The sequence below is a fragment of the Methylomonas sp. 2BW1-5-20 genome (assembly GCF_052474515.1).
In genome coordinates, this window is sequence record NZ_CP184127.1 from 4215835 (window position 1) to 4241513 (window position 25679).

Annotated in this window: 28 protein-coding genes; 8 read left to right on the plus strand and 20 right to left on the minus strand. The window is 51.4% G+C overall.

What is annotated here, in order from left to right; genetic code table 11:
- Positions 1-19 precede the first annotated feature (19 nt).
- Positions 20-610 (plus strand): C40 family peptidase, encoded by a 591-nt coding sequence (locus tag ACH50O_RS19485; protein ID WP_446809410.1) that lies wholly within the window; start codon positions 20-22, stop codon positions 608-610.
- Here ACH50O_RS19485 and ACH50O_RS19490 read toward each other — a convergent pair.
- The 5 genes from ACH50O_RS19490 to ACH50O_RS19510 all read right to left on the minus strand — a co-directional run bounded on the left by ACH50O_RS19490 (position 607) and on the right by ACH50O_RS19510 (position 6375).
- Positions 607-1278, minus strand: a complete 672-nt coding sequence (locus ACH50O_RS19490) for an NAD(P)H-dependent oxidoreductase (protein ID WP_446809411.1) — start codon at positions 1276-1278, stop codon at positions 607-609. The two genes, ACH50O_RS19485 and ACH50O_RS19490, sit on opposite strands and share 4 nt — an antisense overlap.
- 3 nt (positions 1279-1281) lie before the next feature.
- Entirely contained in the window at positions 1282-2034 is a 753-nt protein-coding gene (locus ACH50O_RS19495) for a DUF5765 domain-containing protein (protein ID WP_446809412.1), read from the minus strand.
- A 175-nt stretch (positions 2035-2209) separates the two neighbouring features.
- Entirely contained in the window at positions 2210-4417 is a 2208-nt protein-coding gene (locus ACH50O_RS19500; protein ID WP_446809413.1) for a primosomal protein N', read from the minus strand.
- 392 nt (positions 4418-4809) lie between these two features.
- Positions 4810-5307 carry a disulfide bond formation protein B gene (locus ACH50O_RS19505; RefSeq protein WP_446809414.1) on the minus strand — a complete coding sequence of 166 codons (498 nt, stop codon included), beginning with the start codon at positions 5305-5307 and terminating at the stop codon, positions 4810-4812.
- A gap of 117 nt (positions 5308-5424) precedes the next feature.
- Positions 5425-6375 (minus strand): universal stress protein, encoded by a 951-nt coding sequence (locus tag ACH50O_RS19510; protein WP_446809415.1) that lies wholly within the window; start codon positions 6373-6375, stop codon positions 5425-5427.
- 377 nt (positions 6376-6752) lie between these two features.
- On the opposite strand from ACH50O_RS19510, the gene ACH50O_RS19515 reads away from it, so the two are divergent.
- Positions 6753-7973: a potassium/proton antiporter gene (locus tag ACH50O_RS19515; protein WP_446809416.1), complete on the plus strand. Its 1221-nt coding sequence runs from the start codon at positions 6753-6755 to the stop codon at positions 7971-7973.
- A gap of 43 nt (positions 7974-8016) precedes the next feature.
- Here ACH50O_RS19515 and ACH50O_RS19520 read toward each other — a convergent pair whose 3' ends face one another.
- The 4 genes from ACH50O_RS19520 to ACH50O_RS19535 are packed head-to-tail and all read right to left on the minus strand — an operon-like array spanning position 8017 to position 12022.
- Positions 8017-8721 carry a potassium channel family protein gene (locus tag ACH50O_RS19520; protein WP_446809417.1) on the minus strand — a complete coding sequence of 235 codons (705 nt, stop codon included), beginning with the start codon at positions 8719-8721 and terminating at the stop codon, positions 8017-8019.
- A complete protein-coding gene (locus ACH50O_RS19525) occupies positions 8718-10322 on the minus strand; it encodes an NAD-binding protein (protein ID WP_446809418.1) in 1605 nt (534 codons plus the stop codon). The genes ACH50O_RS19520 and ACH50O_RS19525 overlap by 4 nt, the downstream gene beginning before the upstream one ends.
- A gap of 6 nt (positions 10323-10328) precedes the next feature.
- Entirely contained in the window at positions 10329-11042 is a 714-nt protein-coding gene (locus tag ACH50O_RS19530; RefSeq protein WP_446809419.1) for an SDR family oxidoreductase, read from the minus strand.
- A complete protein-coding gene (locus ACH50O_RS19535; RefSeq protein WP_446812173.1) occupies positions 11030-12022 on the minus strand; it encodes a radical SAM protein in 993 nt (330 codons plus the stop codon). The genes ACH50O_RS19530 and ACH50O_RS19535 overlap by 13 nt, the downstream gene beginning before the upstream one ends.
- 495 nt (positions 12023-12517) lie before the next feature.
- Here ACH50O_RS19535 and ACH50O_RS19540 point away from each other — a divergent pair, with 495 nt between their 5' ends.
- Positions 12518-12874 (plus strand): hypothetical protein, encoded by a 357-nt coding sequence (locus ACH50O_RS19540; RefSeq protein WP_446809420.1) that lies wholly within the window; start codon positions 12518-12520, stop codon positions 12872-12874.
- A 125-nt stretch (positions 12875-12999) separates the two neighbouring features.
- On the opposite strand, the gene ACH50O_RS19545 is transcribed toward ACH50O_RS19540, so the two are convergent.
- Together ACH50O_RS19545 and ACH50O_RS19550 are read right to left on the minus strand one after the other, a co-directional pair.
- Entirely contained in the window at positions 13000-13917 is a 918-nt protein-coding gene (locus tag ACH50O_RS19545; protein ID WP_446809421.1) for a PilZ domain-containing protein, read from the minus strand.
- A gap of 108 nt (positions 13918-14025) precedes the next feature.
- Positions 14026-14616, minus strand: a complete 591-nt coding sequence (locus tag ACH50O_RS19550) for an LOG family protein (RefSeq protein ID WP_446809422.1) — start codon at positions 14614-14616, stop codon at positions 14026-14028.
- 38 nt (positions 14617-14654) lie between these two features.
- Between ACH50O_RS19550 and ACH50O_RS19555 the strand changes: the two genes are divergently transcribed.
- Genes ACH50O_RS19555 through ACH50O_RS19565 form a run of 3 tightly spaced genes read left to right on the plus strand, consistent with a single transcriptional unit; the run spans position 14655 to position 15954 of the window.
- Complete coding sequence (locus tag ACH50O_RS19555; RefSeq protein WP_446809423.1) at positions 14655-14792, plus strand: hypothetical protein; 138 nt, start codon at positions 14655-14657, stop codon at positions 14790-14792.
- Entirely contained in the window at positions 14783-15727 is a 945-nt protein-coding gene (gene ribF / locus ACH50O_RS19560; RefSeq protein WP_446809424.1) for a bifunctional riboflavin kinase/FAD synthetase, read from the plus strand. The genes ACH50O_RS19555 and ribF overlap by 10 nt, the downstream gene beginning before the upstream one ends.
- Entirely contained in the window at positions 15724-15954 is a 231-nt protein-coding gene (locus tag ACH50O_RS19565; RefSeq protein WP_446809425.1) for a DUF1289 domain-containing protein, read from the plus strand. Before ribF ends, ACH50O_RS19565 begins: the two co-directional genes overlap by 4 nt.
- On the opposite strand, the gene ACH50O_RS19570 is transcribed toward ACH50O_RS19565, so the two are convergent.
- A complete protein-coding gene (locus ACH50O_RS19570) occupies positions 15951-17438 on the minus strand; it encodes a polysaccharide biosynthesis protein (protein ID WP_446809426.1) in 1488 nt (495 codons plus the stop codon). The two genes, ACH50O_RS19565 and ACH50O_RS19570, sit on opposite strands and share 4 nt — an antisense overlap.
- Positions 17439-17553: 115 nt before the next feature.
- Positions 17554-18126, minus strand: coding sequence for a TetR/AcrR family transcriptional regulator (locus ACH50O_RS19575; RefSeq protein WP_446809427.1), 573 nt, complete (start codon positions 18124-18126; stop codon positions 17554-17556).
- Between the two features lie 112 nt (positions 18127-18238).
- Between ACH50O_RS19575 and ACH50O_RS19580 the strand changes: the two genes are divergently transcribed.
- Positions 18239-18889 carry a glutathione S-transferase family protein gene (locus ACH50O_RS19580; RefSeq protein ID WP_446809428.1) on the plus strand — a complete coding sequence of 217 codons (651 nt, stop codon included), beginning with the start codon at positions 18239-18241 and terminating at the stop codon, positions 18887-18889.
- 27 nt (positions 18890-18916) lie between these two features.
- Here the strand turns inward: ACH50O_RS19580 and ACH50O_RS19585 are convergent, their stop codons facing one another.
- Positions 18917-19042: a hypothetical protein gene (locus tag ACH50O_RS19585; protein ID WP_446809429.1), complete on the minus strand. Its 126-nt coding sequence runs from the start codon at positions 19040-19042 to the stop codon at positions 18917-18919.
- A 33-nt stretch (positions 19043-19075) separates the two neighbouring features.
- Between ACH50O_RS19585 and ACH50O_RS19590 the strand changes: the two genes are divergently transcribed.
- The gene (locus ACH50O_RS19590; RefSeq protein ID WP_446809430.1) at positions 19076-19870 is read left to right on the plus strand and encodes a hypothetical protein; all 795 of its coding nucleotides are present in this window, start codon (positions 19076-19078) and stop codon (positions 19868-19870) included.
- A gap of 123 nt (positions 19871-19993) precedes the next feature.
- On the opposite strand, the gene sodB is transcribed toward ACH50O_RS19590, so the two are convergent.
- The 6 genes from sodB to trpD all read right to left on the minus strand — a co-directional run bounded on the left by sodB (position 19994) and on the right by trpD (position 25617).
- Positions 19994-20575 (minus strand): superoxide dismutase [Fe], encoded by a 582-nt coding sequence (gene sodB / locus ACH50O_RS19595; RefSeq protein WP_446809431.1) that lies wholly within the window; start codon positions 20573-20575, stop codon positions 19994-19996.
- 427 nt (positions 20576-21002) lie between these two features.
- The gene (gene trpC, locus ACH50O_RS19600; RefSeq protein WP_446809432.1) at positions 21003-21803 is read right to left on the minus strand and encodes an indole-3-glycerol phosphate synthase TrpC; all 801 of its coding nucleotides are present in this window, start codon (positions 21801-21803) and stop codon (positions 21003-21005) included.
- Positions 21804-22231: 428 nt separating this feature from the next.
- Entirely contained in the window at positions 22232-23620 is a 1389-nt protein-coding gene (locus ACH50O_RS19605; protein ID WP_446809433.1) for a KAP family P-loop NTPase fold protein, read from the minus strand.
- Between the two features lie 334 nt (positions 23621-23954).
- Positions 23955-24260: an addiction module antidote protein gene (locus ACH50O_RS19610; RefSeq protein ID WP_446809434.1), complete on the minus strand. Its 306-nt coding sequence runs from the start codon at positions 24258-24260 to the stop codon at positions 23955-23957.
- A gap of 112 nt (positions 24261-24372) precedes the next feature.
- Positions 24373-24561 carry a type II toxin-antitoxin system RelE/ParE family toxin gene (locus ACH50O_RS19615; protein ID WP_446809435.1) on the minus strand — a complete coding sequence of 63 codons (189 nt, stop codon included), beginning with the start codon at positions 24559-24561 and terminating at the stop codon, positions 24373-24375.
- A gap of 39 nt (positions 24562-24600) precedes the next feature.
- The gene (gene trpD / locus ACH50O_RS19620) at positions 24601-25617 is read right to left on the minus strand and encodes an anthranilate phosphoribosyltransferase (RefSeq protein WP_446809436.1); all 1017 of its coding nucleotides are present in this window, start codon (positions 25615-25617) and stop codon (positions 24601-24603) included.
- Positions 25618-25679: the final 62 nt, after the last annotated feature.

A 25679-nucleotide genomic window follows, 5' to 3' on the forward strand; every position in this document is an offset into this window, starting at 1 on the left:
GGATTAGGCTGTCTATAATATGTTTATCCAGATTTTGTTGCCGATAACGCCGATGCTCTCTTGTCGAATTCACTGCCGCGCTTTGTTACTGCTGAGTCAGCTGTTGGCGGTTGTTTTACTTAGCCAGTTGAGCGGCTGCGCCAGCACCGAACAAGCACCGCTGTCGGTTATGCCTACGCCTGAGGCCGGTAACCGGATCGCGGCCAACGAAGCCTTGCAATTGCAGGGGAAACCTTATGTTTACGGCGGGGAGTCGCCTAGCCAGGGCTTCGATTGCAGCGGCTTGGTGTATTACGTTTATAACCGCCAGGGTGTGCGCTTGCCGCGCGATACGCAGTCGCTGGCCCGGCAATTGCCGGCTGTGGAACCGGAGCAAAGGCAACCGGGCGATCTGCTGTTTTTTACCACCGACCGGCCGTTTTCGCATGTCGGTATTTATATTGGCGGCGAGCAGTTTGTGCATGCGCCCAGCGCGCGCACCGGCCGGGTGATGGTGTCGGATCTAAGGCAGCCGTATTGGCGGGAGCGCTTTATCGGCGTTCGACGCCCGGTAGCTCGCTATTCCCTTTCTCTGAATGACATCGATAGCTCGAGCTGCCGTTTAAACTAATCCAGCCAGCGCACCACCGCATCGCGTTCTTGTCGAGTTTTCGGCCGTGCCGGCGGATTTTTCCGGTAACCGAAGGCCACTAGATAAGCTACCGACCACTGTTCCAGTTCGATCCCAACGTCCTCGGCCATTATCCGCTCCACTGCCATGCGCTCGAAACCTTCTATCGGACAGGAATCGATGCCTATCAGCGCCGCCGCCGTCATCATGTTCGCCAGCGGCAGATAGGTTTGCCGTGTCGCCCAGTCGGTCAGTGTGCGCTCGGAACCCAGCAAATCAAAATCGCTACGCTGAAACTTTTCGATCAGGCCGCTGCGCAAGCTGATTATGTCTTCCGGAAACTGCTGCACATCGCGCATGATGTATTGCAGATAAGCGCTGTCGTAGCGCATGAAATAGCTTTTTCGCACCAGCGTCAAAATTACATGGCTGGCGGTAGGCAACTGCTTTTGCCCGCCCCAGGTAACAGCCCGCAGTTTTTCCCTTAATTCCGGGTTTTGCACGACCAAAAACTGCCAAGGCTCCAGCCCGAAGGAACTGGGCGAGAGTCTGGCAATTTCCAGAATAAAATCGAAATCCGCGCCGGCGATTTTGCGCTCGGCGTCGAACTCCTTACAGGCATGCCGAAATTGATAGGCGTCGAGAATGTCCTGTTTATTGATAGTCATGGTTTATAAGCTGTCGCCCACTTCGCGTTGATAAAATGGCCATTTCTTCACATGCAAATATTTTCTGATCGGGGTTTTGATCACCGACACGCACAGCGCGATCGAGAACAGACACCATACCGCGCAATATTCGTTAGGATCGTCGGTGGTGACATCGGAAATCCAGGGTCCGATCAAATAATGGAACGCCACAAAGCGCCAGGAACCGTACATGATGGGCAGATAAAATGCCGCCAAAATGTAAGAAAACGCATGCAAACCCCAGTTGAAACCCAACAGCCAGGTCACGGGTTGCGACATCAGCCCGTTCAAAGGCATTTGCCAGGCGATGTGCCAATCGCCGGAAACCGAGCAGGTCTGTACGCCGCAAAATCCTTCGGTACCGGGTACGCAGTCGCCGGCCCAGGCGAACGGATACATTTTGATCAGCATTGCCAGCGAACTGATCGCGCACAAGGTATACACCGTCGTCCTGATTTTCAATTTGACGCTTTCCGGAATGAAGTACATCGCCACCATATTCACGAAAAACGGCTGGAAGGCGATATGCAGATAACCGAGCAGGGTTAGCACCTGATTATTCGGGTTATCGCACAGATTGATGTATACATACGTTGCCGCCTGCAGCAATTCCATCAAGGCAAAATAAGTTAATGGGATCCACAGTTCCTTGGATTCGCCTTTATAAGCCACGTAAACGGCGGTCGTTAAACCTGCGGCAGCCAACACGCCTGACGCTTCTCCACTCCAACACATTGAAAAATACCTTCTTTATTTTAGTTATAGGCATAGACATCTAGTGTGTAACCGCGCAGTCCGACTGCGCTTGATAATACCGGTCCAGATGTCTACGGGTTTCGCTACGATCCATCGCAAAGGGCGGGAATTATTACATAAACCCGGCTAAATCGCCGGATTTTGGCGGATTGGGCTAATACAAATCAACCGGATCGACATCTAATGACCAGCGCACCTTTTTAGCTTCCTTCAACGCATAAATGGCTGGCAATAAATTATCCAGCAGCTGATGCAGTTCTTTTCGTTGCGGACTCTGCAATAACAGCTGGTAACGAAACAAGCCGGCGCGCCTGGCCATCGGCGCTGTCACCGGGCCGAACACCTGAACTTTATCCGAATTCAGTTCGCCGATCGCCTGGCAGACTGCTTGCAAAAATCGTTGCGGCTCTTCAGCTATAGCCGCTTGCACTCTGAACAAGGCTTGATGGCCGAATGGCGGCAAGCCGGCCTGGCGCCGTTCGCTCAATGCACTTTGCGCAAAAGCCCGATAACCCTTGCTTAATAAAATGTCGAGCAATGGGTGCTGCGGATGCCGAGTTTGTAATATCACCTTGCCCGGTTGATCGGCGCGTCCGGCCCGGCCCGCGACCTGTACGATTAATTGCGCCAGTTTTTCGCTGCTATGGTAATCGATGCTGAACAAGCCGCTATCGATATCCAAAATGGCCACCAGGGTTACCCTGGGAAAATGATGGCCCTTGGCCACCATCTGCGTACCCAGAATAATATCCACTCGGCCGGCGTGAATTTGTTCGAGATAATCTTCCAAGGAGCCTTTCCGTTGCGTGGTGTCGCGGTCCAGTCGTACGATCACCTTATCCGGAAACACGGCCTCCAAGGTTTGTTCGATACGTTCGGTGCCCAGGCCCAATGCCTGTAATTCGCCGGTTTTGCAAGCCGGGCATTGCTTGGGCAATACTTGTTCGCTACTGCAGTGATGGCAACGCAGCAATCGCTCGGCGGCATGAATCACCAGATTGGCGTCGCAACGCCGACAGCGCGAGACCCAGCCGCAACCATGGCAAATCTGCACCGGCGCATAGCCGCGGCGGTTAAGAAAAATCAGCGCTTGTTGATTTTTAGCCAGCGTGGCGTGGATTTCCGCCAGCAGTGGCTCGGACAGGCCGGCTTGCATTTTTTTATTGCGAATATCCAATAACTGAAAACTCGGCGTTGTGGCGTTGCCGGCGCGATTGGGCAAATGCAGCAGTTGGTAGCGGCGCTGGACGACGTTCGCCATGCTTTCCAGCGACGGCGTCGCCGAGCCCAGTAATATCGGGATACCCAAACCCTTGGCTCTGGCGATGGCAACATCCCGCGCGGAAAAGCGAAATCCTTCCTGTTGTTTGAACGAACTATCGTGTTCCTCGTCGAGAATGATCAAGCCGGGACGCGGCATCGGCGTGAACAGCGCGGAACGGGTGCCGAGCATAATCGCTGCGTAGCCTTGCTGCATACTCAGCCAGGCCTGCAAACGTTGGTTATCGGTCAATTTGGAATGCGTGGATACCATATTCACCGCAAACCGCTGTAGAAAACGCTGCTCCAGTTGCGGCGTCAGGCTGATTTCCGGCAGCAATACCAAGACCTGTTTACCTTGCTCCAGTACCCTAGCGATAATCTGCATATACACTTCGGTCTTGCCGCTGCCGGTCACGCCTTCCAGCAGCGATACGGCGAAGCGTCCCAGGTTGGCGATCACCGCATCTATCGCCGCCTGCTGTTCGGGGTTGGCGCACAAGGCCGCTTTGGCAAGCTGCGGCAATGATACGGGGCCGGGGGCTTGTTCCTGCACCAAGCCTTTAGCGAGCAAGGCTTTCAAGGCCGGCTTATAGTCGCTTAAAGCCGAGGCGGGCACGGCACCGCCGGCGGTTTGCAGCATAGCCAATAAAACTTGCTGCTTAGCCGAACGTCGCAACTGTTCCGGTAAGGTTGCTTGACCCTGCCGGCTGAGACTGAAAAATCGCGGCAGCTGTAATAAAGCCGGACGGCCTTGCCGGAGTGCCACCGGAAACGCCGCAGCCAAGACTTCGCCCGGCGGATGGTGATAGTAACGGCTAGACCATTGCAACAGGCGTAAATCGCTTTCCGATAACAGCGGTGCGGCATCCAGAATCTCGATAACCTGTTTCAAACGGTCGCTTTCGATTTTGGAGCTATGTTCGACAGCCAACAGTACGCCCACTTGGCAGCGTTTGCCGAAGGGGACCATGACTCTGATACCGGGCTTTAACTCAGCAGGATGACAACCATCGGGTGCCAGATAATCGAATAGCCGATCTAACGGCACCGGTACCGCAACTTTAAAAATTAATTTGCGGGAAGCGTCACAGTTAGCCATAAGTTGTGATGTCTTTTTGATATTACGCCGCTAAGTCTTTAACTAGATTAAGGAATCCAAGTTACCCACAAAAACTGTGGATAACTCTGTGGATAGGGTTTAGAGCGAATCGCTTAGTGTCGGTTTTTATTACATATTTGTTAAATTGCGCAAATTTAAGTCAGTTGGCTTGTGCATTAAAAATCAATGACTTACGGTAAAAATTAATCTGTGTTAAATATCTCAGACCCTACATGAAATGCCGCGAAGCCCTTGCCCCGTTTTTGTGCATAACCTGTTGCTGGACTGTGTCGATCCGATGCAGTAACTGTTCTGGCAATGCACCGATTCGGACACTCAAAGAACGCCTCGATCCCAACCGTTCATCTCTTCCAATGCGCAGGCCTAGTCAGCTAAATTTGGTTCTGATCGTTAAAAAACTGTAGACAGCCCCAGCCCGCCAACAGTAAAAACGAGAATAAGGTCCAGGCCGGGATGCTTAAACCCAGTAAAGTCCAGTCGATTTTCGCGCATTCACCGGTACCGGTCAGCATTAACTTGATGGTATCGGCCAGGGGGAAATTTTGGAACACATATTCCAAACCGGGGCTGCATTCCGGTACTTCCTCGGGCGGCAAATGCTGTAACCAGACATGACGCGCGGAAATGCTGGCGCCTATCAATGCGGCCGCCGCGCTGCCCAGGGCGTAGATTTTTCGGCCGCGGTTATGTAGTCCGCCTAATAGAAATACGACGCCGGTTGCCAAAATAGCCAGCCGTTGCGAGATACACAGCGGACAAGGCTCCAGTTGCTCGACGAATTGCAAATAAGCGCCGACGCCCAGCAAGGATGCGCAGGCGGCGAAACCCAGGAAAAAACAAATACGCGGACTCAATGTTAAAAAACTCATTTTCTATATCTTTGGGTTAGTGGTGCGAATGTGTAGGTTCCGCTATTAATATCGGTCCAACCGACTTCAACGGAAACTACGGAATTTAGGATTATTTGCGAAATACGCCTTATGCCGTCAACCTTCCACGGGCGAAACAAAACCGTCCGGCTTGACCGCAAGTACCGAACAAGCGATACCGTTAAGAATGACTTCGGCGGTGTTGCCGATAATCAGGCCTTTAATCCCAGTACGCGCTACCGTTCCCATCACGAGTAAGTTTATGTCCAGCTTTGCCGCCAAAGCCGGAATATCGTCCCGCGGACTCCCTTTGACCAAATGCAGGCGCGGCGATAAATAACTGCAAGCCTCGCCGCCTATCCAATGCCGTAATTTGCCGGCCAAGTCATCGAATCCGGACTGATATCGCGCTCTTTCGGCCTCAATTTGCAGTTCGACGGTTTTAGGCGGAATTTCCCCGGCCCAGCCGCTCAGCATCGAGTCCCACACGTGTACCAGATGCAATTCGGCAAAATCGGAGAGTGCCACGGAGCTGGCAAGTTCCAAAATCTTTCGGTTCAAATTGTCGTCGGCGTCCCCCGCGGCCCAGGGATCGAAATCGACGGCGGCCATAATTTTGCTGTAGTTCACTTTTTCCTCGGGCCGCATCAACCAGACCGGACGCGGACATTTACGCAATAAATGCATGTCGGTACTGCCGAACAAACGGTCTTGAATCCCATGCCCGCCAGCTGCCAACTTGATGACCAAGTCATGGTCGCGATCCAGGGTCTGGCGCACGATCTCGATAAAAGGGCTGCCAAAACGAATTTGCAAATCGATGGGGCTAAGGTCGCGATAACCGAGCAGCAATTGCTCAAGCCTAGTCCGCTCTTGCTCGAGCAACTGTGTCTCGATCTGCTCCGGAGTATAGCAATCGAGCAAAGCTCCCGGACGCGGGGGTTCCACAACATGCAAAAAAGTCAGTTTGGCTTGATTGTTTTCCGCCAGCGCAAGCGCCCGCGCGATTGCCGAATTTTGATCGGCGGAAAATTCGGCAACATACAGGATGTTTTTGAAACGTTTCATAGCCATTGTGTTGAGATCGTAGTGAATAGCCGAACCGGTTGCTTCCAAGCTTTATTATCCAAGGAGTTGCGCCCAGCCATGGCGGGTTTCGGATACCAGACCACATGCCGGCGCAGAGCGATTCAGCCTACGCTAACCGCAGACTTTACCGCGTCGGGCAGCGCTAGGCAATCGGCCCGGATTTACCGGTGCGGAGTAAATCGGCCCAGGGATATAAGCCGCCATTTCCGAGTCGGACTGATTATTGCACGCCATGGCTTGCGACATAGCTTATTAACCCATACATCTTAAGTACGATAAATAATTATCTAATCCTCACCCACGAATTAAGCACCGCATCCAATAGACGATGAATCCAGAACCCCAGAGAACAGACCATGCCATCCATTGAATTAGTCAGTCTGGTGGGTGCCAGCTTGTTATTGATCAGCGTGTTTTCCAGCAAGCTGGCCACGAAAGTGGGAATTCCCTCACTGTTGTTTTTTCTGTTGACCGGCTGGCTGATAGGTGAATTCGGCGGACCGGAGCTGCGTAGCCCGGAAATCGCAAAATTTATCGGCGATTTTGCGCTGATTTTTATTTTGTTTACCGGCGGCCTCGACTCGCATTGGCCTAATATTCGTCCGGTACTGTGGCAGGGACTATGCCTTTCCACGATAGGTGTTTTTATTACGATGTTGCTGCTGGGCAGTTTTGCCTGGTTTATCCTTGGTTCGTTCAGCACTTTTTCGCTGGGCGTACACGGCATCACGTTGACCCAGGGCCTGTTGCTCGCCGCGATTGTCTCTTCCACGGATGCGGCCGCGGTGTTTTCCGTGCTGCGCTCCAGTCAAATCGCGTTGAAAGGCAAGTTACAACCGCTATTGGAGCTGGAGTCGAGCAGCAACGACCCGATGGCGGTATTGCTGACCGTCACGTTGCTCAATTATTCGACAGGTGGCGATGCGGCTTTTCTGGAAGGCGGCATGTTCCTGGTGCTACAGCTGTTGATTGGTATTGCTGTCGGCTATGCCGCCGGGCGTTTTATGGTCTGGCTGCTGAATCGTTTGGGTTTGAGTTCGGCCGGTCTGTACGCCATTGCCTCGATAGCTTTGGTGCTGCTGACTTATAGCGGCGCCACATTTATGCACGGCAACGGCTTTTTGGCCGTTTACGTGGCCGGCATTGTGGCCGGCAACCGGGAGGTTGTGCACCAGCACTACATCAGCGCATTTCACGACAGTTTTGCTTGGCTAATGCAAATCATCATGTTTTTAACCCTGGGCATGTTGTCGGTGCCTTATCGCGCCGAATTGTCGTCGCTGGCCAGCGTCGCCGTGGCGATTAGTCTGTTCCTGATGTTTGTTGCGCGTCCGCTTAGCGTGTTCATCAGTTTGTTCTGGGCCAAGATCGGCTTTAAGGAAAAATTGCTGGTTTCTTGGGTTGGCCTACGCGGTTCGGTCCCTATCGTATTGGCGACTTTTCCGTTGGCCGCCGGCATTAAAGATGCCGGCGAAATTTTTGTACTGATCAGCTTTATCGTGGTGATGTCGGTATTGATACAGGGCTTTACGTTATCGACCCTGGCGCGCTGGTTGGGACTGGCGGAGAAAAAATAGCGGGACATTGGCCGTTGCTGGCGCGGCGGAGATCAGGCGCGGACTATATTTTACAAAATGCATTTTCCACGTCTTTCTTGAAAGCCCTGATTTCCCGCGACGGCCCTAAAATCACCAGAATATCGCCAACATTTAGGCGGCGATCCAATTCTTCAACCACGAAATTTAGTTTTTCGCTGACCTGTTTATTGACGATACCGATCAGTATAAGGTTGTAACGTGAGCTGAGCTGTAATTGGCTGACATCGGTATTTTCCAAGTAACTGTTTTCCGGAATCGCCACCTCGGCCAGATGCAGGTCGTGCCGGCCGAATACGGTGTGATCGAAAATGTCGTTGATGTCCGGCCTTTTCAGCATGTCGTGTATCTTGCGGCCGCAGATTTCGTAAGGGTCGATGATCTTGTTGGCGCCGGCTGCCAGCAGTTTTTCGGCCGATTCCGGGCTATCGACAATCGCGACGATATTAAGCTCCTTATCCAACGCCCGCGCGGATAGTGTTAAAAACACGTTTTCGGAGTCCGCATCGAAAAAACAAAACAAGGTATCGATATGGCCGCCGATGCCGATCATTTTCAAATCGTCATCGCTACGAAAATCGATATTGGCGGTGTCGAAACCGTTTTCGCGCGCCAATGCGGCCTTGGCCTGATCGTGATCGATCACGGTGATTTGATAAAGCGTTTTATCCAGGCGGCTAATGGCCTCGAACGACAAGCGGTTGTAACCGAACACGGCAATGTTTTTCATGCTGGCTTCCTGCTGAATAGGCGGCGTTGCTCCACCTGATCGCGAAAATGGTCGATACCGTATTTACGCCCCAACAGCACCAGCATGTCGCCGTGGCGCAAGATGAATTGCGCTTCCGGATTGAAATAAAAGTGCTGTTCTTTTACCTGGTACTTATTCTTGTGCTTCAAATGAATCGGATTGTCGCTGATTACGCCCAGCAGAGTAAGCTTGCGTTGCTGTAAATCCAATTGGCCTATTTGCTGATTGTCCAGCACCGATTTTTCGCTGACTAATACCGACTCCATGACGGTTTCGGTCTGATTATGCAGAATGCCGGAGATAGCTTCGAAGGCGACCGGCTGGCCGACAAATTCCGCAGCCAACAGGCCGGCAATTTCAAACGGCCTGATCACGTTGTCCGCGCCGGCCTGATACAGCTTGTTGACGTTATCGTGACGGTTGGCGCGGGAAATGATGCGCAGGTTCTTGTTCAGATGCCGGCTGGTCAGGGTGACGTAGACATTGATCACGTCGTCGCCGGTAATGCACAAAATCGCAGTGGCGCCCCGGCAAATGCCGGCGTTGATCAATACCTCGTTATTACTGGCATCGCTTTCTATCGCCAGATAGCCGCGGCTCTTCGCCAACGCCACCCGGTTCGGTACTCGGTCGATAATCACGAATTTTTGCCTGTCGTTTTGCAAATGCCGGGCAATTTCCTGTCCGACTCGGCCAAAGCCGCAAATGATGATGAAGCTATCGTAACGCTCGAGTTCGGCATAGGTACGGCTTTCCCGCATCGACAGCATTTTCTCGCTGAACGCGGCGATCAGGATGGAAGTGAAGAACGACAACACGCCCAAACTGGCCAGAATCAAAAAAATCGTCACCCAGCGGCCGCCGGTGGTTTGCGGCGTAATGTCGCCAAAACCGACCGTAGCCAAGGTGACGATGGTCCAGTAAAAGGCGTCGAATAAATTATGGATACCGCTACCGGCGGCTTGGTACTCGAACATGTAAATCGACACGCTGGCGATAAATACCAAAAAGCAGGTGAAGATTAACAAGGTCTTCAATTCAAAACGCTTGCTGGCCAGCGCGTCGGCAAACAGTTTGGCGCTATTGGAGTAACGGAATAGCTTGAACAGCCGGAAAATGATGAAGATACGCAATATCGCCAGCGGCCGGTAGCTGGGTAAAATAGCCAGAATGTCGATAATCGCAAACGGCGAGGATATGTATTCCAAATCCCTGAGCATGGCTTTTTTAAAGACGCCGATCAGCTTGAAATTCATGTTCAGGTAAAGCGCTTTCTCGTATTCCTCGATAATCACCTTATAAGTGTCGGAATAGATCCAGCCCCTGATGACGTATTCGACGATGAATACCATCAAGATCGCCAACTCGAAGTAGCCGCCCATCTTGCTGTCTTCGTGTTCGATGTCGTAAATCAAAAAGATCACACTCAAGATCAGCAAGCCGATCATGGTCCCGTCAAAATACTTCTTTTTACGGCTATGGCTATTTTCCAGCAGGTCGTAAAAAAACAGTTTCGCTCTGCGATACCAATCGGCGGATTTTAAGTAGTAAGCGCAATAAACGATGAGTTTGGCTAGCATCAGGGGTTATTTCTTAAATTCGATCACTTTGCTGGAGGGATTCAGATTAATTTCGTCAATTACGCAATGCGGGCCGGCTTGCAGGATGTACGAGACGGCGTCGGCAACGTCATCGGCCATTAAGGCCTGGCCGGACTGTTTGCCGGGTGCGAAGGACAGGGTATCGAAAAACGCGGTATCCACCATGCCCGGATTTACCAAGGATACCCTTACCGAGCTTTTGCCGCACTCGTCGCGCAATGCCTGGGTAAATCCGCGCAACGCAAATTTGCCGGCGCAATAGATGCTGCCGTTGCGGCTGCCTTTTAAGGCGGCTTCCGAACCGATGTACACCAGATTGGCATGCGTTTTTTGCTTCAGTTTCGGTAACAAGGCCCGCGTCAAACAGGCTGGTGCTGTGAAATTGACTGTCATCAGCTTTTCGATCTGTTCGTAGGAAAACTGCTCCAGGCTGCCGAACTGGCCGTAACCGGCAGCGAAAACCACTGCGTCTAATGCCGGAAAATCGTTTTGCAGCCGCTTGGCAAGCGCAGGAATATCCGCCAATTTAGCCAAGTCCAGCTCGATGCCGACAAACCGCGGATGCACCCGGCTAAACCGCCGGCAGTCGCGGGAGGTTCCGATAACGTAGTGACCTTGCGCCAGCAATTGCCGCGCAATCGCCCGGCCAATGCCGGAACTGGCGCCGGTGACCAGTAGCGTACGCATTACAGTGTGCATGGGAAAAAAACGCTTTGCGGGATGTATTCCAGCAGCATAGCCGTACAATCGGCAATCATCGCCTGCTCCAGATCGGCACGGTACGACACCATGCCGGCCGCGGTTTGCAGCGGGCTGGCGAATAGTTTTTCGTCCGGATACAGTTTATGGATTTTTTTGAAGTATTGCTCAGGCAAACGAAACACGCCCAGGCTGACCGAATGCAGCGTTTCGGCGTTGATGGTCGAGAATACTTGTTCGAACAACATTTGGTATTGTTCCCGATAATTGTGCTGGTAAATCAAGGGATCGAAACGTAAACCAATCTGCCAGCCTTGTTGCTGCAGTTTGGCGGCGGCGTCGATACGTTTGGCGACACTCGGCGCCTTGGCTTCCACCTTATCGGCAATCGCATCTGGCGACAGGCTAAACGCAACCACGCAGTGCGGCACCACCTCGCGCTGCAACAGGCTTCTGATCTGGGTGCTTTTCGTGCGCAACTCCAGCCAGGCATTGGACAATTCGGCAAATACCGGCAAAAACTGCTCGGCAAAATCGGTGACCGGCTCGAAAGCCAGGCTGTCGCAATCGTAGCCCGAAAAAAAATATATTTCCTGATCCGGGGTTTCCCTGCAAATATGGCGAATCTGTTCTTGAAAATCCTCGTAATTCACAAACAATACATAATTGGCCGACTGGTACATGCCTTGCAAAAAGCAGTAGCGGCAGTCGTACAAGCAGTTAAGCATGTGTGAAAAATAATAATTGCGCTGTCCGCCGATGCCGTAGCCGGCCGGAGCGGGCAAGACGAACTTTTGATACTTCTCGGCCAGAATCAGGGCCGGGTGCTGCTTTTGTAAGCGGAAATTCTGCGCCTTGGGGTTAAACACTTCGCCGTATCGTTCGCAAGCAATGGTCCGCGCTTGCGGGAAACGCCTGCGAATTGCCGCCACGCGCGGATGCTGTTCGATAGCGGATTCGATATAAAGCGTGTCGATCATGGTGGGTTGATTCGGCAAGGAGGCGGTCCGGCATTATAAATGATTGGCGGCGACTAGGACGCGGCCAAGACCAAGTTGCCCGGATCGCGGCGGTAGATTTCCTGATTCCCGGTGGGTGCTCGGGCTAGCAAATCCGTCGTTTTGCCTGCGTTTGCGGCCGGTAATAATAGGCGGTAAGACTGACGGTAAACGTGCGATAAAACAAACGCGGCAACTTGTCGCAAGCGCTGACAGTAAATGCTCAATCGCGGGAACCCTAAATCCGTTATGATGGCTGCTGAAAAGCAATAAAGTTTTTCAATTGGACCCAGTAGGAAAAAAGATACTTCCACTCAGCATGGATTTGCTCCAAGCCTTTTGTGAGCGATAAGCCTCATAAGCCGCTGTATCGGAGCGCCGGCAAGCTAGCCGGCAAAGTTACGATACAAAAATCTGTCCTGTGATGACGTGTTTTTTAGGTCATTGGACCTTATAACCATCACATACATTTAATTCATGAATATATTTAACAAAACTGTATTAACGCTGTCTTTGGCAATGTCTTTAAGCTTGGCAAGCGTTTGCGTATTTGCCGCGGACGCAGCTCCTGCCGCTACTTCGTCTGCAGCTACCGGCGAAATTATTTCCCACATCGAAAAAGCGCTGGTTGAAGTCGGTAAAAGCGATTTCTCCGCCGCGCAGATTCATCTGAAAGCCGCCAGAACCAGTTCCGAGTCAATCTCCGGCAACTCCGAGGCTGCGAAAAAAGCCCACGCGTCTTTGATGCAAGGACAAATACTCTCGAAAAGCGGCAACGTAGCCAAAGCCACTGAAGAATTGAACAAAGCAATTGAGCTGTATAAAGCGCTGTAAAGCTTGAACCGGGCTGGGCCGACCTCCGGCCCAGTCTAAATCCACGCGGATTGGATTCCGCGCAACCAGTCAGCCGCGGAACCTGCAACACAATCAGGGTTCAGCGTTCCGAGTCAGACTATGAGTCAGATAGCAAAATACGCATAACAGCCTATGGCGAGTATGCTTAATCCGACTATCTTGATTTTATCCGCCAAGGCTTTTTCGCCCCAATAATACATGCAGCTGGCTTTTTTTCGGTTCCAGAAAACCTTCAGGCCATTGCCAGCGCGCCGGCAGGCAGAGGGAATCAGGCGGCCGAGGAAATAAACACCTATCAGGCCGATAGTGCACAGAATATAAAAGACGATGATCTGGGTGGTATAGGTGTCAGTCTCAAACGCATGTTCGATCACATGATCGAGATTGTATTCGGCATATTCGAACACTAAATGCAGCATATGCAGTGCCAACTCAAGCAGATGGTGAGCCAAGCCCACTAGCAGGCCGAACGCGACATCCGGCATTGCCAGCGCCGTCAATACCAAGGTCAGCAGCAATCCATTGACAGCCAATTGTTGTTTCTGCTTCTTGTTAACATAGCGACTCAACAACGCGCTGTCTTCAGCCGTCAGATTGACGAATCGGGCGCCGATCAAATAGGGATAGCGGTCGTTCTCGTAAGGGTTGCTGGGTTTGCAATAAACCACCTCGCAGCAGGTCATGATCGCGGTCATGCCGGATAACAATAATATGCGCAGCATTAGATAATCGCCGGCTTGTAGCGGCGCTTGCGCGGTAAAGGCAATGCCGCTGGCGCTGATATTGACGTTGAGCGTGTCGTTTTCCTGGCTTTGCGAATCCGGTAGCGCCGGGTCGTTAACGGGAGATCCGGACGACGGTGTGGCAATAAAGGGCTGGTTGAAACCGCTTAGTAAACTATCGAAGTTCTCCGCCGGCTCGTTTTGCGGCGCGCGGTCGATTTTGCGATAGAACAGATTGGCCGGCTCATAGATGCGAAAAGCCACTCTGCGATTTAATTTCTTGCCGTTTGCTCTAGCCATGTTCATTGGGATCCTAAAAACCGCGCGTTACATACTGTCGAGGATAGCCCAAGACCCGAAAGTCTCAACCGGTATAAATATAAGCCGGGGATTGCGGGCGTTGTTAGCTCAGGTTTCGTCTTTGCTCAGCCAGAGCTTTACAGCAGGCGGCTGATAATTGACATAGCGGTCCAGTAACAAATTCGGATCGGCTTCGACCATCAACATGTCGCGGTGATGCGGTTTGACGAATTGTTCCGCCGCGACGTGGTCCAGAAATGTAATCAAGGCGTCGTAATAGCCCGCCACATTTAACACACCGCAAGGTTTTTGATGAAACCCTAGCTGTGCCCAAGTCCAAATCTCGAATAATTCCTCCAGCGTACCAATGCCGCCGGGTAGTGCGATAAAGCCGTCCGCCAGTTCGGCCATCAGCATTTTTCGCTCGTGCATGGATTGGGTGACGTGTAATTCGGTCAGGTTTGGATGGGCGACTTCCTTATGCGCCAAGGCTTTGGGGATCACGCCGATTGCTTCGCCGCCCAGCTGCAGTACCCGATCCGCCACCGTGCCCATGATGCCGATTCCGGCGCCGCCGTATATCAAGCGAATGTTGCGGCTAACCAGCGCTTCGGCCAGGGCACGGGCCGCCGCGCCGTAGGCTTCGTGCCGGCCGGGACTGGAGCCGCAATAGATGCAAATGCTGTTTATCGTTGTCATGTCCGTTTTGCTGGAGATTTAGGGTCGTTTATATTCGGATGAAAGCAGTGCCGCGGCAAGGCGAATTTTCGTTAAGCCGGGTGCCGGTAAATGCGTTGGCAATTGCCGGCATGGTGGCTCAGCCGGTGTTGCTGATAGAATTAGTCTTTTTAGCCAAACAGCCATCATGCGCTTAATCCGGGGTTTGAATCATCTTGAGCCGTTACGCCACGGCTGTGTGCTGACCATAGGCAATTTCGACGGCTTGCATCTTGGGCATAAGCTAGTGATCGAAAAGCTGGCCGAACACGGTCGGCGTCTGGGTTTGCCGAGCGTGGCGATGGTGTTCGAACCCCAGCCTTTGGAGTATTTTCTCGTCGACCACGCGCCTTCCAGGCTGACCCGTTTGCGCGAGAAAGCGATCCAGTTTGCCAAATTGCCGATCGACGAGTTGCTGGTGTTGCCGTTCAACCGCAGTCTGGCCGATTGCGATGCCGAGCATTTCATCCGCGATATTTTAGTAAATCGCTTGCAGGTCAAACATTTGGTGGTTGGCGACGATTTTCACTTCGGCAAGGCCCGGCGCGGCAATTTTGCGCTGCTGCAGCATCGCGGTCGGGAATACGGTTTTGCGGTGGAAGATAGTCATTCTTTCGAATTGGCCGGGCTAAGAGTCAGCAGCACCCTGATTCGCGATGCGCTGGGCGAAGGCCAACTGGAGCAAGCGCAACTGATGCTGGGCCGGGATTATTCGGTATGCGGCCGGGTGGCGCACGGCGACAAGCGCGGCCGCGAACTGGGTTTTCCGACGGCCAATGTGCGGATGTTTCGGAAAAATACGCCGGTTATCGGCGTGTTCGCGGTAACGATGACGGGGCAGGACGGTAAGGAATATCGGGGCGTCGCCAATGTTGGTACTCGGCCCACGTTCGACGGCGGGGCCAAGGTGGTGCTGGAAACGCATTTGTTCGACTTCAACCAAGATATTTACGGGCATTATGTCGAAGTGCATTTTAAAAAGAAGCTGCGCGACGAAATCCGTTTTGCCTCGCTGGTCGAATTGAAACTCCAAATCAGCCGGGATGTCGAACAAGCCCTGCAGTTTTTTAATCAAACATCGGATATGAAATGATTAATGCCGAAAACCTCCCGGAGTCGCCTTGCGTCAGGAACTGTTGCCTGAACGACGACGATATTTGCCTGGGGTGCTTCCGTTCCCTGGACGAGATTCGCTTGTGGTCCGCAGCCGACAAGCCGACGCGCGAACTGGTTTTGCAACGTGTCGCCGAGCGCCGCGCCGGCATCCTCCAGTTGCGCCGGTTGGGTTCTATTTATGTCGAACAGTTGCCGGAAGCTTAAGTGTCGGCAACGCGCCGCCTTTGCAATATCGGCCTGATATCCAGCCAAGCGGCAATGCCGAGATAAACCGTCAAACCCGCGCTACCGGCCAGCCAGACGTTAAGCCGATGCATCTCCAGCACGTAGCGGTCGGCAACATATAGCGCCAAGCCCAACGCAAAATAGCCGGCTATTTTGCCAAGCGGATAGCTCACCGGATAATAGCGCCGGCCCAAAGCCCACGACAAAACCACCATAAACAGGTAACAGGCCAGAGTCGCCCATGCGGAACCGACATAGCCCCATACCGGTATCCAACAGATATTCAACACAATAGTCAGACCGGCTCCGGCCAGCGAAACCCAGGCGCCCAGGCCGGTACGATCGCTGAGTTTGTACCAAACCGACAGATTGACATAAATCCCCAGCAGCAGATTGGCCATCAGTAAAATCGGCACCACCTCCAGGCCGGCGCGAAATTCGGCGCCGATAAAGTACTTGAACAGGTCGATGAACAGCATCACCACTAAAAATATAAACACCCCGGCAATCACGAAATACTGCATCACCAACGCATAAGCCCGCTTGGCATCGGCGCGCCCGGCATAGGAAAAGAAAAACGGTTCGCCGGCGTAGCGAAATGCCTGCACGAATAAACTCATCAAAATCGACAGCTTGTAGCAGGCGCCGTAGATGCCCAACATTTTGAGATTGGTGGACAAATCGTAAGGCAGCAAGACTTTCAGAATAGCCCTGTCCAGCATTTCGTTAACCATGCCGGCAAAGCCGATAATCACCATGGGCAGGGAGTAGCGCAGCATCGGCCCGAGCACACGCGGGTCGAGCTGAAAACGTACCGCGCGAAATTGCGGCAGTAACAGCAGCAGCTTGCAGACGCTGGCCGCGAGATTGGCCAGGAAGATATAACCGACGCCCATTGTCGGTTCGTAATAGGCGGCCAACTCGCTATCCGGCCAGAGGCTTTGCAGCTTCGGCCAAGCCAGTAAAAACAGCAGATTCAAGGCGATGGCGATGAAAATTTCGGTCATCTTGATGCCGGCAAAACGCCAGGCCCGGTTCTCGGCGCGCAGCCGGGCAAACGGCAACGCCGATAGCGCATCCAGCGCCAGAATCCAGCCGAACCACAGCAAATACTCCGGGTGTTGCGGATATTGTAGCCAGTCGGCCAGCGCCTGTTGCCAATAGTAGATTGCAGTGATGAACCCGAGACTGGTAACTAACAGAAAGCCTAGGGCATTGCGGTAAACCTCGTCGCCGCTAAACTCCGGGCGCTGCCGAAACCGGAAATAACCGGTCTCCAGGCCCAACACCAACAGTACCGCAAAAAATCCGGCATAGGCGTAAAACTCGGAAACCACGCCGTATTCGCCGGCGCTGAAGGTGTAGGTGTAGAGCGGCACCAGCAAGTAATTCAAAAAACGGCCGACGATACTGCTGAGACCGTAGATGGCAGTTTGGGAAACGAGTTGGCGTAGTGAGCTCAAGAGCGGTTCTTCCAGAAAATGATGAGGTTTCTCGGCGAGATCTTAGAGCCGATATTGTAAGCCAGCTACCGGCTTGCCGAGCATTTGCGCGGGCTGGAATTTGGAGGAGCGCCGTTCAGGCCGCGTCGGCTAAACTTTTTGCGATCAAGATTTCCGCAGCAGCCGAGACGGTGCGCATCGCGCCGGACTGCCGCCGCATCTGCTCACTGACGATGGCGCCGGAAATCAGCATCGCCAATTGTTGGGACAGTACGTCCGGGTTGCGCGCACCGGCTGTCCGCGCCAGATCGGCCAATATTTGCCGGAAGGCATCGGAAAATTCCACGGCGGCACGTTGGATCGGATTGGCGGCTTCGGCAAATTCGGCCGAGGCATTGATAAACGGACAGCCGCGAAACTCAGGGCTGGACAGTAACTCGTCGAATACCGCAAACACCGCCAGCAATTTAGCCCGCGGTTCGCTAGCGCGCGCCTCGATACCGGCAAGTATCCGTTTCAGCATGGCTTCGCGGCTTCTGCGCAGATGCGCCAATACCAAGTCGTCTTTTGATGGAAAGTATTTATAAAGACTCATCTTGGTGGTGCCGGCGGCTTTTACTATGGCATCGACGCCGGTGGCCTTGATGCCTTGGCTGTAAAACAGCTCAGACGCAGTCTGCAAAATGTGGTCTTGGAGATTGCGAGCCATAATTAAACGCCGAGAAAATAATTTGCAACTATACAGACCGGTATGTATTATTTCAACAGACTGACCGGTCTGTTCTAGTGCAGCTCTTAATTCAACTATTGGAGATAATTCGATGATTACTTTGTACGGCGTGGCAATTAGCAACTATTACAACAAAATCAAATTCGCCTTGATGGAAAAGGATATAGCGTTCATCGAAGAATTTACTCCGCCCGGCCAGAGTGAAGAACTGCTGCAGCGTTCGCCGCTGGGAAAAATCCCGTTCATTAAAACCAGCGAAGGCTATTTGTCGGAATCGCAAGCGATCCTGGAGTATCTGGAAGATGCGTTTCCGGAAAATCCCTTGTATCCGGCCGATGCATACGAGCGCGGTAAATGCCGGGAATTTATTCAGCATATCGAGCTCAATGTCGAGCTGATAGCACGTCGCTTATACGCGGAAGCTCTATTCGGCGACACTGTGTCGCCGGAAACCAAGGACGAAGTCAGAGCAAAACTCGACAGAGGTCTAATGGGATTGGCCAAATTGCTGAAATTGGCGCCCTATGCGTTGGGAGACAGCTTTAGCGCGGCGGACATTGTGGCTTGGCCGCATTTGCAACTGGTCGGTTTTGCCACGCAAAAAATATACGGCGAGAATTTGGTGAATACCCATATTCCGGGTATCGAAGCCTATATACAACTGATCGAAAGCCGGCCGCACGCGCAAATTGTTGGTGTCGACCGGACAAAAGCCCTGGCGGCGTTTTTTCGGAAAAAGTAAGGCCAATCCGACCAAGCACGACTTGGTTTAAAGCGCTTTTACTTCTTGTTTTGCGCTGAGCCGGCGGGCCAGCCCAAGCTGTTCAAGTATTTCAATATTCGCTTCCCGCGCCAATCTTGCATCGGCAAGCGCGCGGGAGGAAGATAAGGTCATGCGCGACTAAAACCAACAATAAGGAGACCGAGCATGAGTGCAACTCAGAAAACCCGCCAACAAAATCCCTGGGAAAAGTTTTTAACGTTTTTCGGCGATATCAAGATTTATCCGCATCCCATGTTCATCATTTACGACCCCGGCTCCTACCGTATTAAAGGCCCGGATCTACGCGAGATTTTAGACACGTTACAGGCAGGCGATATTTTGCTGCGCGGCTACGATAATTATCTGGACGGCAAATTTATCGGCGGTACATTTAGCCATGCCGGCTTTTATTACGGCGAAGCCACGGATGAGTTCGATAGGCCGTTGGCTCGAGTCGGCCAACAGGAAAACGGCAATGACTGGTTCACGCCCGGCAAGCAAATGGTGGTGCATTCCATGGCGGAAGGGGTATTTATGGAGGACATCTTGACCTTTACCCGTTGCGACAAGATCGCCATCCTGCGTTTACCTCAGCGAATCGGCAAACAAACCGAACAGAAAGTACAGGTCGGCAGTGCGGAGGTGCCGGATTTTAGTGTTGAGGAGGAACGGATATATCAAGCCTTAAAAAACGGCGATACGGTTGCCGGCGCGGATGCGATAGAGCAGGCCAAACGGCTGGCGTTGGCCCATCTGGGTTATGCCTACGATTTTGGTTTTGATTTTGAAACCCATAAAAGTTTTAGCTGCACGGAATTTATCTACTTTATTTATCGTTGCGTTTGTCCGTTTGTGGACATCAAGCTGGTGGAGCAGAGCATCCTGTTTTTCAGCAAAAAAGTATTGCGTCCTGACGATTTTTTACATACGAACTTACAACAGGTTTTGGTGAAGAAATGATCCGGGCAAGATTGGGTGAACGGGCGTTATAGCGGAAAAGAAAATTGTGCCGGCTAAATCGCGGCGAAAATAAGAGCGGCGCGGACGGGCCTGTGAGGACGCCGGCCCGCGCCTTATCAAGGCTTAAGCTTCGTAATTGGCGCTGGCGAATTCCCAGTTAACCAACGCCCAGAAAGCTTCCAGATATTTAGGGCGCAGATTACGGAAATCGATGTAATAAGCGTGTTCCCAAACATCGCAAGTCAAAATAGGGGTTTGACCGGCGGTTAATGGCGTCGCGGCATTGCTGGTGCTGACCAATTCCAGACCTCCGTTTTGATTTTTCACCAACCACGCCCAGCCTGAGCCGAAAGTAGTGACAGCGGTTTTGGTGAACTCTTCCTTGAATTTCTCGAAAGAACCGAAGGTTCTGTCGATGGCGTTCGCCAAACCGCCGGTAGGCTCGCCGCCACCGTTCGGTGACAAGCTGTTCCAATAGAAAGTATGATTCCAGACTTGCGCTGCGTTATTGAAAATGCCGCCGGAGGATTTTTTCACGATCTCTTCCAGAGACAAGCCTTCAAACTCGGTACCGGGAACCAGATTGTTCAGGTTGGTGACATAAGTTTGGTGATGTTTGCCGTAATGGAATTCGATGGTCTCCGCGGAAATATGCGGTGCCAATGCGTCTTTTGCGTACGGTAATGCAGGTAATTCAAAAGCCATCTTTATTCTCCAGATTGATTGAATAGCAGCAGTTATTAGATATGGACTGACAGCCCAAATCTAATTACCCAGCATTATAATAAAGAATTCCCCGGCGCAATAGACAATGCGGGCTCCGCAGAGTCGATGCCCCAAAAATCAATAGGTTAGAGCTAAAAATAATTGCGGTCTCGTCAAAACCACACTATTTGCAGGCTGATGTTTATCAACATGCTTTAAAAAAGTCCGCCCCGGTAATTGATCTCGCTGGCCTGTTGTCTTTTTCACGCGGGCAACATGGACGGTTTTCAGCGGCGCTGCCGCTCGTCAAATTAGGCATATGTGTTGTCATGCATTCTGCTTGACGATAGCAGGGACATTAAAATTAAAGGTCTCTCCTTTTCGAGATTGCTTTGTTCCCAAGCTCCGGCTTGGGAACGCAACCGTCTTAAAAAAACAACTCGCGCATTTTTTGCCCCGGCGATTCGGCGCGCATGAAAGCTTCGCCGACCAGGAAGGTATAAATACCATTGTCCTGCATCAATTTCACGTCCGCCGGGGTGTGGATGCCGCTTTCGGTAACGATCAATTTGTCGGCAGGAATGGTGTTTTTCAAATCCAGCGTAGTTTGTAGCGACACATCGAAGGTGCGCAGGTTGCGGTTGTTGATGCCGATCATATTGGTGTCCAATCGCAATGCCCGCTCCAGTTCATCGGCGTCGTGTACTTCGGTCAATACGTCCATGCCCAAGTCGGTGGCGGTGTCGGCCAGTTCTTTCAGCATCGCATCATCCAGTGCGGCAACGATCAGCAGGATGCAATCTGCACCCAAAGCCCGAGATTCATGGATTTGATACGGATCGATCATGAAATCCTTACGAATCGCCGGCAGCGGGCAGTTTTGCCGAACCATTTGCAGATTGGCTTCCGACCCCTGGAAAAACTCCTTGTCGGTCAGCACCGACAAGCAAGTCGCACCGCTAAAAGCATAATCAACGGCAATTTCCACCGGCTTGAAGTTCTCGCGAATCACGCCCTGGCTGGGCGAGGCTTTCTTGATTTCGGCAATGATCGCCGGCTTTTTCTGATCGGCCTTGCTGCGCAATGCCGAATAAAAGCCGCGCGGACCTTGCACGGTGCCGGCGAGTTCTTGCAGCATCGACAACGGCGTATTGCTTTTGCGGCGGGCTACTTCTTCGGCTTTTTTGGTTAGGATGGTTTTTAAAATATCAGGAGTGCTGTTCGTCATTGTTTGGTTTTATTAGTGGTGTCGCTATCGCGACTAATTATATTTGAAGTCGGGTCTCGGCCCGACAGCCGAGATACTTTTCTTTGTTTGTCCAAAGAAAAGTATCCAAAAGAAAAGACACCCCGATGCCGCTTTGATCCTGCGCGCCGAAGGGTTTGAACGGGGTTTTCGGAAGGGCTATCCCTAGCCCTCCGAAAACGAGCGGCTTCCCTGCCGCTCCCCCGCGGGCTAATCCGCTCAAACCCTTCGGTGCTCGGCGCGGCATAGGGGAGAAAACCGTTGCAGAATTCAAACTTATAAAAGGATCAGTTTGTACAATTAGCGAAGATTACTCGGACTCATGAGAGTCATATTCTTCCAACTGCAAGGTCTTCCGTAACAAACCGATTTGGCGAATTAATAAGTTGTGTCGGTCATATACATTGATATCATCCGAGAGCATTCGCCATCTCAACAAGGGTTTTATAATGTATAATTTGATCGTAATTATTATGCAAGCTCCACGTTAAATCATACGCAAGAAATTCAGCAGCAGCATGGTCTTGCTTTTGAAGGCTCGTTATTAAATCAGCTTTTGATCCTAATAAATTATTTAAGTAAATTTCAATTAAGTCTTTGGCTGTATAAATATCTTTATATAAATGCACATTTTCTTTAGATTGCCCTAAATCATTTAAAATATCCTTTGCCGATTGATCTAAAAAATATTTTTGAAATTTGGACGGATATTTCGCATCTAACATTATTAGAAAAATCAAATAAGCGAAATGAATCTCGTGACTGTTTTGAATTGAACTTTCGATTGCTATAAATCTTTGAAAACATTGTTTTTTACTTCTAAGATCAAGCCGAAAATACCTAGAAAACAACGAAAATATAAGGATTTTTTCTGTGTTTTCGCGTGATGAGCATTTTAGAGTGTTTTCGTTTCTATTTCGGCCGCCTACTGAGTTAATGCTGTAATTAAAAAATTTAGCGGTTTCTTTGTAGTCTTTGAATAGCATTGAAACGAAGCTGATATAATCTGGTTCTGGTAACGTGTATATTTGATCAAAGAATCTTCTTAGATAGATTTCTCCGTTAAACCCTTGCCCATAGACGGCTTGTATAGAATGGCTTAGTTGCTCTGTGTCGGTTGAGACTACAAAAATCACATCTGGGATATTAAAAATATGCTTAACCCTTTCTAACAATTCAATTGCAAAAAGTGGTCTACATCTATCTAACTCATCAATAAATATGAATAGTGGTTTTTCTAATTCTTCTTGGGTTGATTCATCAAGCAATGAAGAAATTGCATTTTTAAATTCTTCGATTACTGCTTCAGTTTCTTCATGGGATTTTAGAAGGGCTTCTGTAAGTTCACTGGACAAATCGGATAATGTTTCTTCCGTTTCTTGGCCAATCAGAGCAAGGTCTTGGTATCCATCCTCGCCTAAGTTTTTTTTGACAATTCCTTTTATTACTGTTGGTGCAAGTTTTTTTAGAATTTTTCCAGATTTAACAAAGAAATTCTGTTTCGATTTCTCGGAAAGTTTGATTTTTGAAAAAGCTCCCAATTGAGAGTTAATGCAAGAAATAAGAGATACTAATGGATTGCTATTGTGATCATTCTTCCAAGCATTAAAGTAAATGGCGGGATGAACATGCTTTAAATCACTATGCCATTTTTCGATAAAAAAGGTTTTTCCTGCTCCCCAAGGCGCATTAATATTAATGACCGTAGGATGCTGTTTGTTTTCAAGATATTTTGTCAAAAACAAAGAGTATTTTTTTCTTTGTAAGACATCCCCTTCCCATTCAAGCATCTTATTCATATTCCTTATTTGAAAAGTAAACTCCCTAACCTACAAAATTCTTTGCATGCTATCCATACCGGAGATCCTTCATTCTACCCTATGTCGCGCCGAGCACCGGAGGGTTTGAGCGGATCAGCCCGCAGGGGAGCGGCAGGGATGCCGCTCGTATTCAGAGGGCTATGGATAGCCCTTCCGAAAACCCCGTTCAAACCCTTCGGAGCGCAGGATCAAAGCGGCATCGGGGTGTCTTTTCTTTTGGATATTTTTCTTTGGACAAGCAAAGAAAAGTATCTCGGCTGTCGGGCCGAGACCCGACGTTAAAATAACCGTCGCGATAGCGACACACATAATCTCAAGCCGCTCTCGTCTGCGCCGTCAACTTAACCCCAAGCGCCTTGCAAACTTTGGCAATGGTCTCGAAGCGCGGCTGGGCGTCGGCACGTAAGGCTTTATACAAGGCTTCGCGGCTGATGCCGGCGGCATTGGCAATTTCCGTCATGCCTCGCGCTCTGGCAATGCTGCCGAGCGCATGGGCCAAGGCTGCGGGGTCATCTTCTTCCAGAACCACGGTCAGGTATTCGGCAATGGCTTGATCGCTATCCAGATGTTCGGTAATGTCAAACACGGGTAAGTCGGCGATTTTGATTTTTTCATTCATGATTCAGTCCTCCAACAACGCGGCTAGGCGTTGAGCTTTGGCAATATCGGCGGTCTGACTGGATTTATCACCGCCACCCCAGCATCACAATCAACACATCGCCCCGCTGCACTTAGTACATCCGCCAGCCCGGACCGAAATGTTCACGCATTTCAAAAACCCCCTCGCCTACGGTTTTCACGTCACCGAGTTTGCCTTGTTGGGCTTTTTCCAGTCGGCGCGCCAAACGGCGACGGGTCAACCCATCTTTCAAGCCAAACAGCCATTCGCTGAATGCGGGGAGTTGTTTGATTGTGTACATACAGAAACTGTAATCGAACGATTACATCGCGTCAATACTTTAACCGGCTTTGGAATACCCTATCAACGCCTCAAACTTACCCAACGCACTTCCATCCGCCAACACCTGATGTGCCCGCCGAATCCCGGCATCCAGCGAATCAGTCAAATCGGCGGCATAAATTGCCGCGCCCGCGTTTAAGGCGACAATGTCGCGGGCCGGGCCGGGTTGGTTATTCAATACCGCCCGGATGATGGTCAGACTATCGGCAGCACAGGTAATCGACAAGGTTTCCAGGCTGGCGCGTGACAAGCCGAAACCTTCCGGCGTGATGGTGTAGCAATGGACAATACCGTCGATTAATTCGGCAACGTCGGTCGGCGCGGCGATGCTGATTTCATCCAGGCCATCCCGCGCATGCACAACCAAAACATGTTTGCTGCCCAGTTTTTTTAGGACTTCCGCGACCGGCACCAGCCATTGTTTATCGAATACGCCGATCAATTGGTGCGGCGCATTGGCCGGGTTGGAGAGCGGGCCGATCAGATTGAACAGGGTACGCACACCCATTTCCTTGCGCGGGCCGACCGTGTGTCGTACCGCGCTATGATGCTTGGCGGCAAACAAAAAGCCGACGCCAATCTCGTCCACGCATTGCGCCACTTGCTCGGCGGGCATATCCAGATTGATGCCGGCAGCCTCCAATACATCGGCACTGCCACAACTGCTGGACACCGAACGGTTGCCGTGTTTGGCGACTTTGCCGCCTGCCGCCGCGACCACGAAGGCGGCGGTGGTGGAAATATTGAAGGTGTTGGCGCCGTCGCCGCCGGTGCCGCAGGTGTCGATCACGTGTTCCCCGTGCACCGGCACTTGTCTTACCAACTCGCGTAATACGCTGACCGCTGAGGCAATTTCTTCTATGGTTTCGCCCTTGCAGCGCAAGGCGATCAAAAAGCCGGCGATTTGCGCATCGGTGAGTTCGCCTTGCATCATGGTCCGCATCACGGCGCACATCTCCTCGGTGCTGAGGTCTTGTTTATCCAGAAGTTTTTGCAGCGTGGCTTGGATTTGCATGGATCAGTTCTAATGGTCGGCAGACGTAGGCTGGGTAGAGCAAAGCGAAACCCAGCAGGGCA

Excerpts from the sequence above, each read along its gene's own strand:
- ribF (WP_446809424.1), top strand. The coding sequence starts at position 14,783 with ATGCGCTTAATCCGGGGTTTGAATCATCTTGAGCCGTTACGCCACGGC.
- ACH50O_RS19520 (WP_446809417.1), bottom strand. The coding sequence starts at position 8,721 with ATGAAAAACATTGCCGTGTTCGGTTACAACCGCTTGTCGTTCGAGGCC.
- ACH50O_RS19575 (WP_446809427.1), bottom strand. The coding sequence starts at position 18,126 with ATGGCTCGCAATCTCCAAGACCACATTTTGCAGACTGCGTCTGAGCTG.
- ACH50O_RS19580 (WP_446809428.1), top strand. The coding sequence starts at position 18,239 with ATGATTACTTTGTACGGCGTGGCAATTAGCAACTATTACAACAAAATC.
- ACH50O_RS19510 (WP_446809415.1), bottom strand. The coding sequence starts at position 6,375 with ATGAAACGTTTCAAAAACATCCTGTATGTTGCCGAATTTTCCGCCGAT.
- ACH50O_RS19500 (WP_446809413.1), bottom strand. The coding sequence starts at position 4,417 with ATGGCTAACTGTGACGCTTCCCGCAAATTAATTTTTAAAGTTGCGGTA.
- ACH50O_RS19585 (WP_446809429.1), bottom strand. The coding sequence starts at position 19,042 with ATGACCTTATCTTCCTCCCGCGCGCTTGCCGATGCAAGATTGGCGCGG.
- ACH50O_RS19495 (WP_446809412.1), bottom strand. The coding sequence starts at position 2,034 with ATGTGTTGGAGTGGAGAAGCGTCAGGCGTGTTGGCTGCCGCAGGTTTA.
- sodB (WP_446809431.1), bottom strand. The coding sequence starts at position 20,575 with ATGGCTTTTGAATTACCTGCATTACCGTACGCAAAAGACGCATTGGCA.
- ACH50O_RS19525 (WP_446809418.1), bottom strand. The coding sequence starts at position 10,322 with ATGCTAGCCAAACTCATCGTTTATTGCGCTTACTACTTAAAATCCGCC.
- ACH50O_RS19590 (WP_446809430.1), top strand. The coding sequence starts at position 19,076 with ATGAGTGCAACTCAGAAAACCCGCCAACAAAATCCCTGGGAAAAGTTT.
- ACH50O_RS19605 (WP_446809433.1), bottom strand. The coding sequence starts at position 23,620 with ATGAATAAGATGCTTGAATGGGAAGGGGATGTCTTACAAAGAAAAAAA.
- ACH50O_RS19555 (WP_446809423.1), top strand. The coding sequence starts at position 14,655 with ATGAAAGCAGTGCCGCGGCAAGGCGAATTTTCGTTAAGCCGGGTGCCG.
- trpC (WP_446809432.1), bottom strand. The coding sequence starts at position 21,803 with ATGACGAACAGCACTCCTGATATTTTAAAAACCATCCTAACCAAAAAA.
- ACH50O_RS19550 (WP_446809422.1), bottom strand. The coding sequence starts at position 14,616 with ATGACAACGATAAACAGCATTTGCATCTATTGCGGCTCCAGTCCCGGC.
- ACH50O_RS19615 (WP_446809435.1), bottom strand. The coding sequence starts at position 24,561 with ATGTACACAATCAAACAACTCCCCGCATTCAGCGAATGGCTGTTTGGC.
- ACH50O_RS19485 (WP_446809410.1), top strand. The coding sequence starts at position 20 with ATGTTTATCCAGATTTTGTTGCCGATAACGCCGATGCTCTCTTGTCGA.
- ACH50O_RS19490 (WP_446809411.1), bottom strand. The coding sequence starts at position 1,278 with ATGACTATCAATAAACAGGACATTCTCGACGCCTATCAATTTCGGCAT.
- ACH50O_RS19515 (WP_446809416.1), top strand. The coding sequence starts at position 6,753 with ATGCCATCCATTGAATTAGTCAGTCTGGTGGGTGCCAGCTTGTTATTG.
- trpD (WP_446809436.1), bottom strand. The coding sequence starts at position 25,617 with ATGCAAATCCAAGCCACGCTGCAAAAACTTCTGGATAAACAAGACCTC.
- ACH50O_RS19505 (WP_446809414.1), bottom strand. The coding sequence starts at position 5,307 with ATGAGTTTTTTAACATTGAGTCCGCGTATTTGTTTTTTCCTGGGTTTC.
- ACH50O_RS19545 (WP_446809421.1), bottom strand. The coding sequence starts at position 13,917 with ATGGCTAGAGCAAACGGCAAGAAATTAAATCGCAGAGTGGCTTTTCGC.
- ACH50O_RS19535 (WP_446812173.1), bottom strand. The coding sequence starts at position 12,022 with ATGATCGACACGCTTTATATCGAATCCGCTATCGAACAGCATCCGCGC.
- ACH50O_RS19565 (WP_446809425.1), top strand. The coding sequence starts at position 15,724 with ATGATTAATGCCGAAAACCTCCCGGAGTCGCCTTGCGTCAGGAACTGT.
- ACH50O_RS19540 (WP_446809420.1), top strand. The coding sequence starts at position 12,518 with ATGAATATATTTAACAAAACTGTATTAACGCTGTCTTTGGCAATGTCT.
- ACH50O_RS19610 (WP_446809434.1), bottom strand. The coding sequence starts at position 24,260 with ATGAATGAAAAAATCAAAATCGCCGACTTACCCGTGTTTGACATTACC.
- ACH50O_RS19530 (WP_446809419.1), bottom strand. The coding sequence starts at position 11,042 with ATGCACACTGTAATGCGTACGCTACTGGTCACCGGCGCCAGTTCCGGC.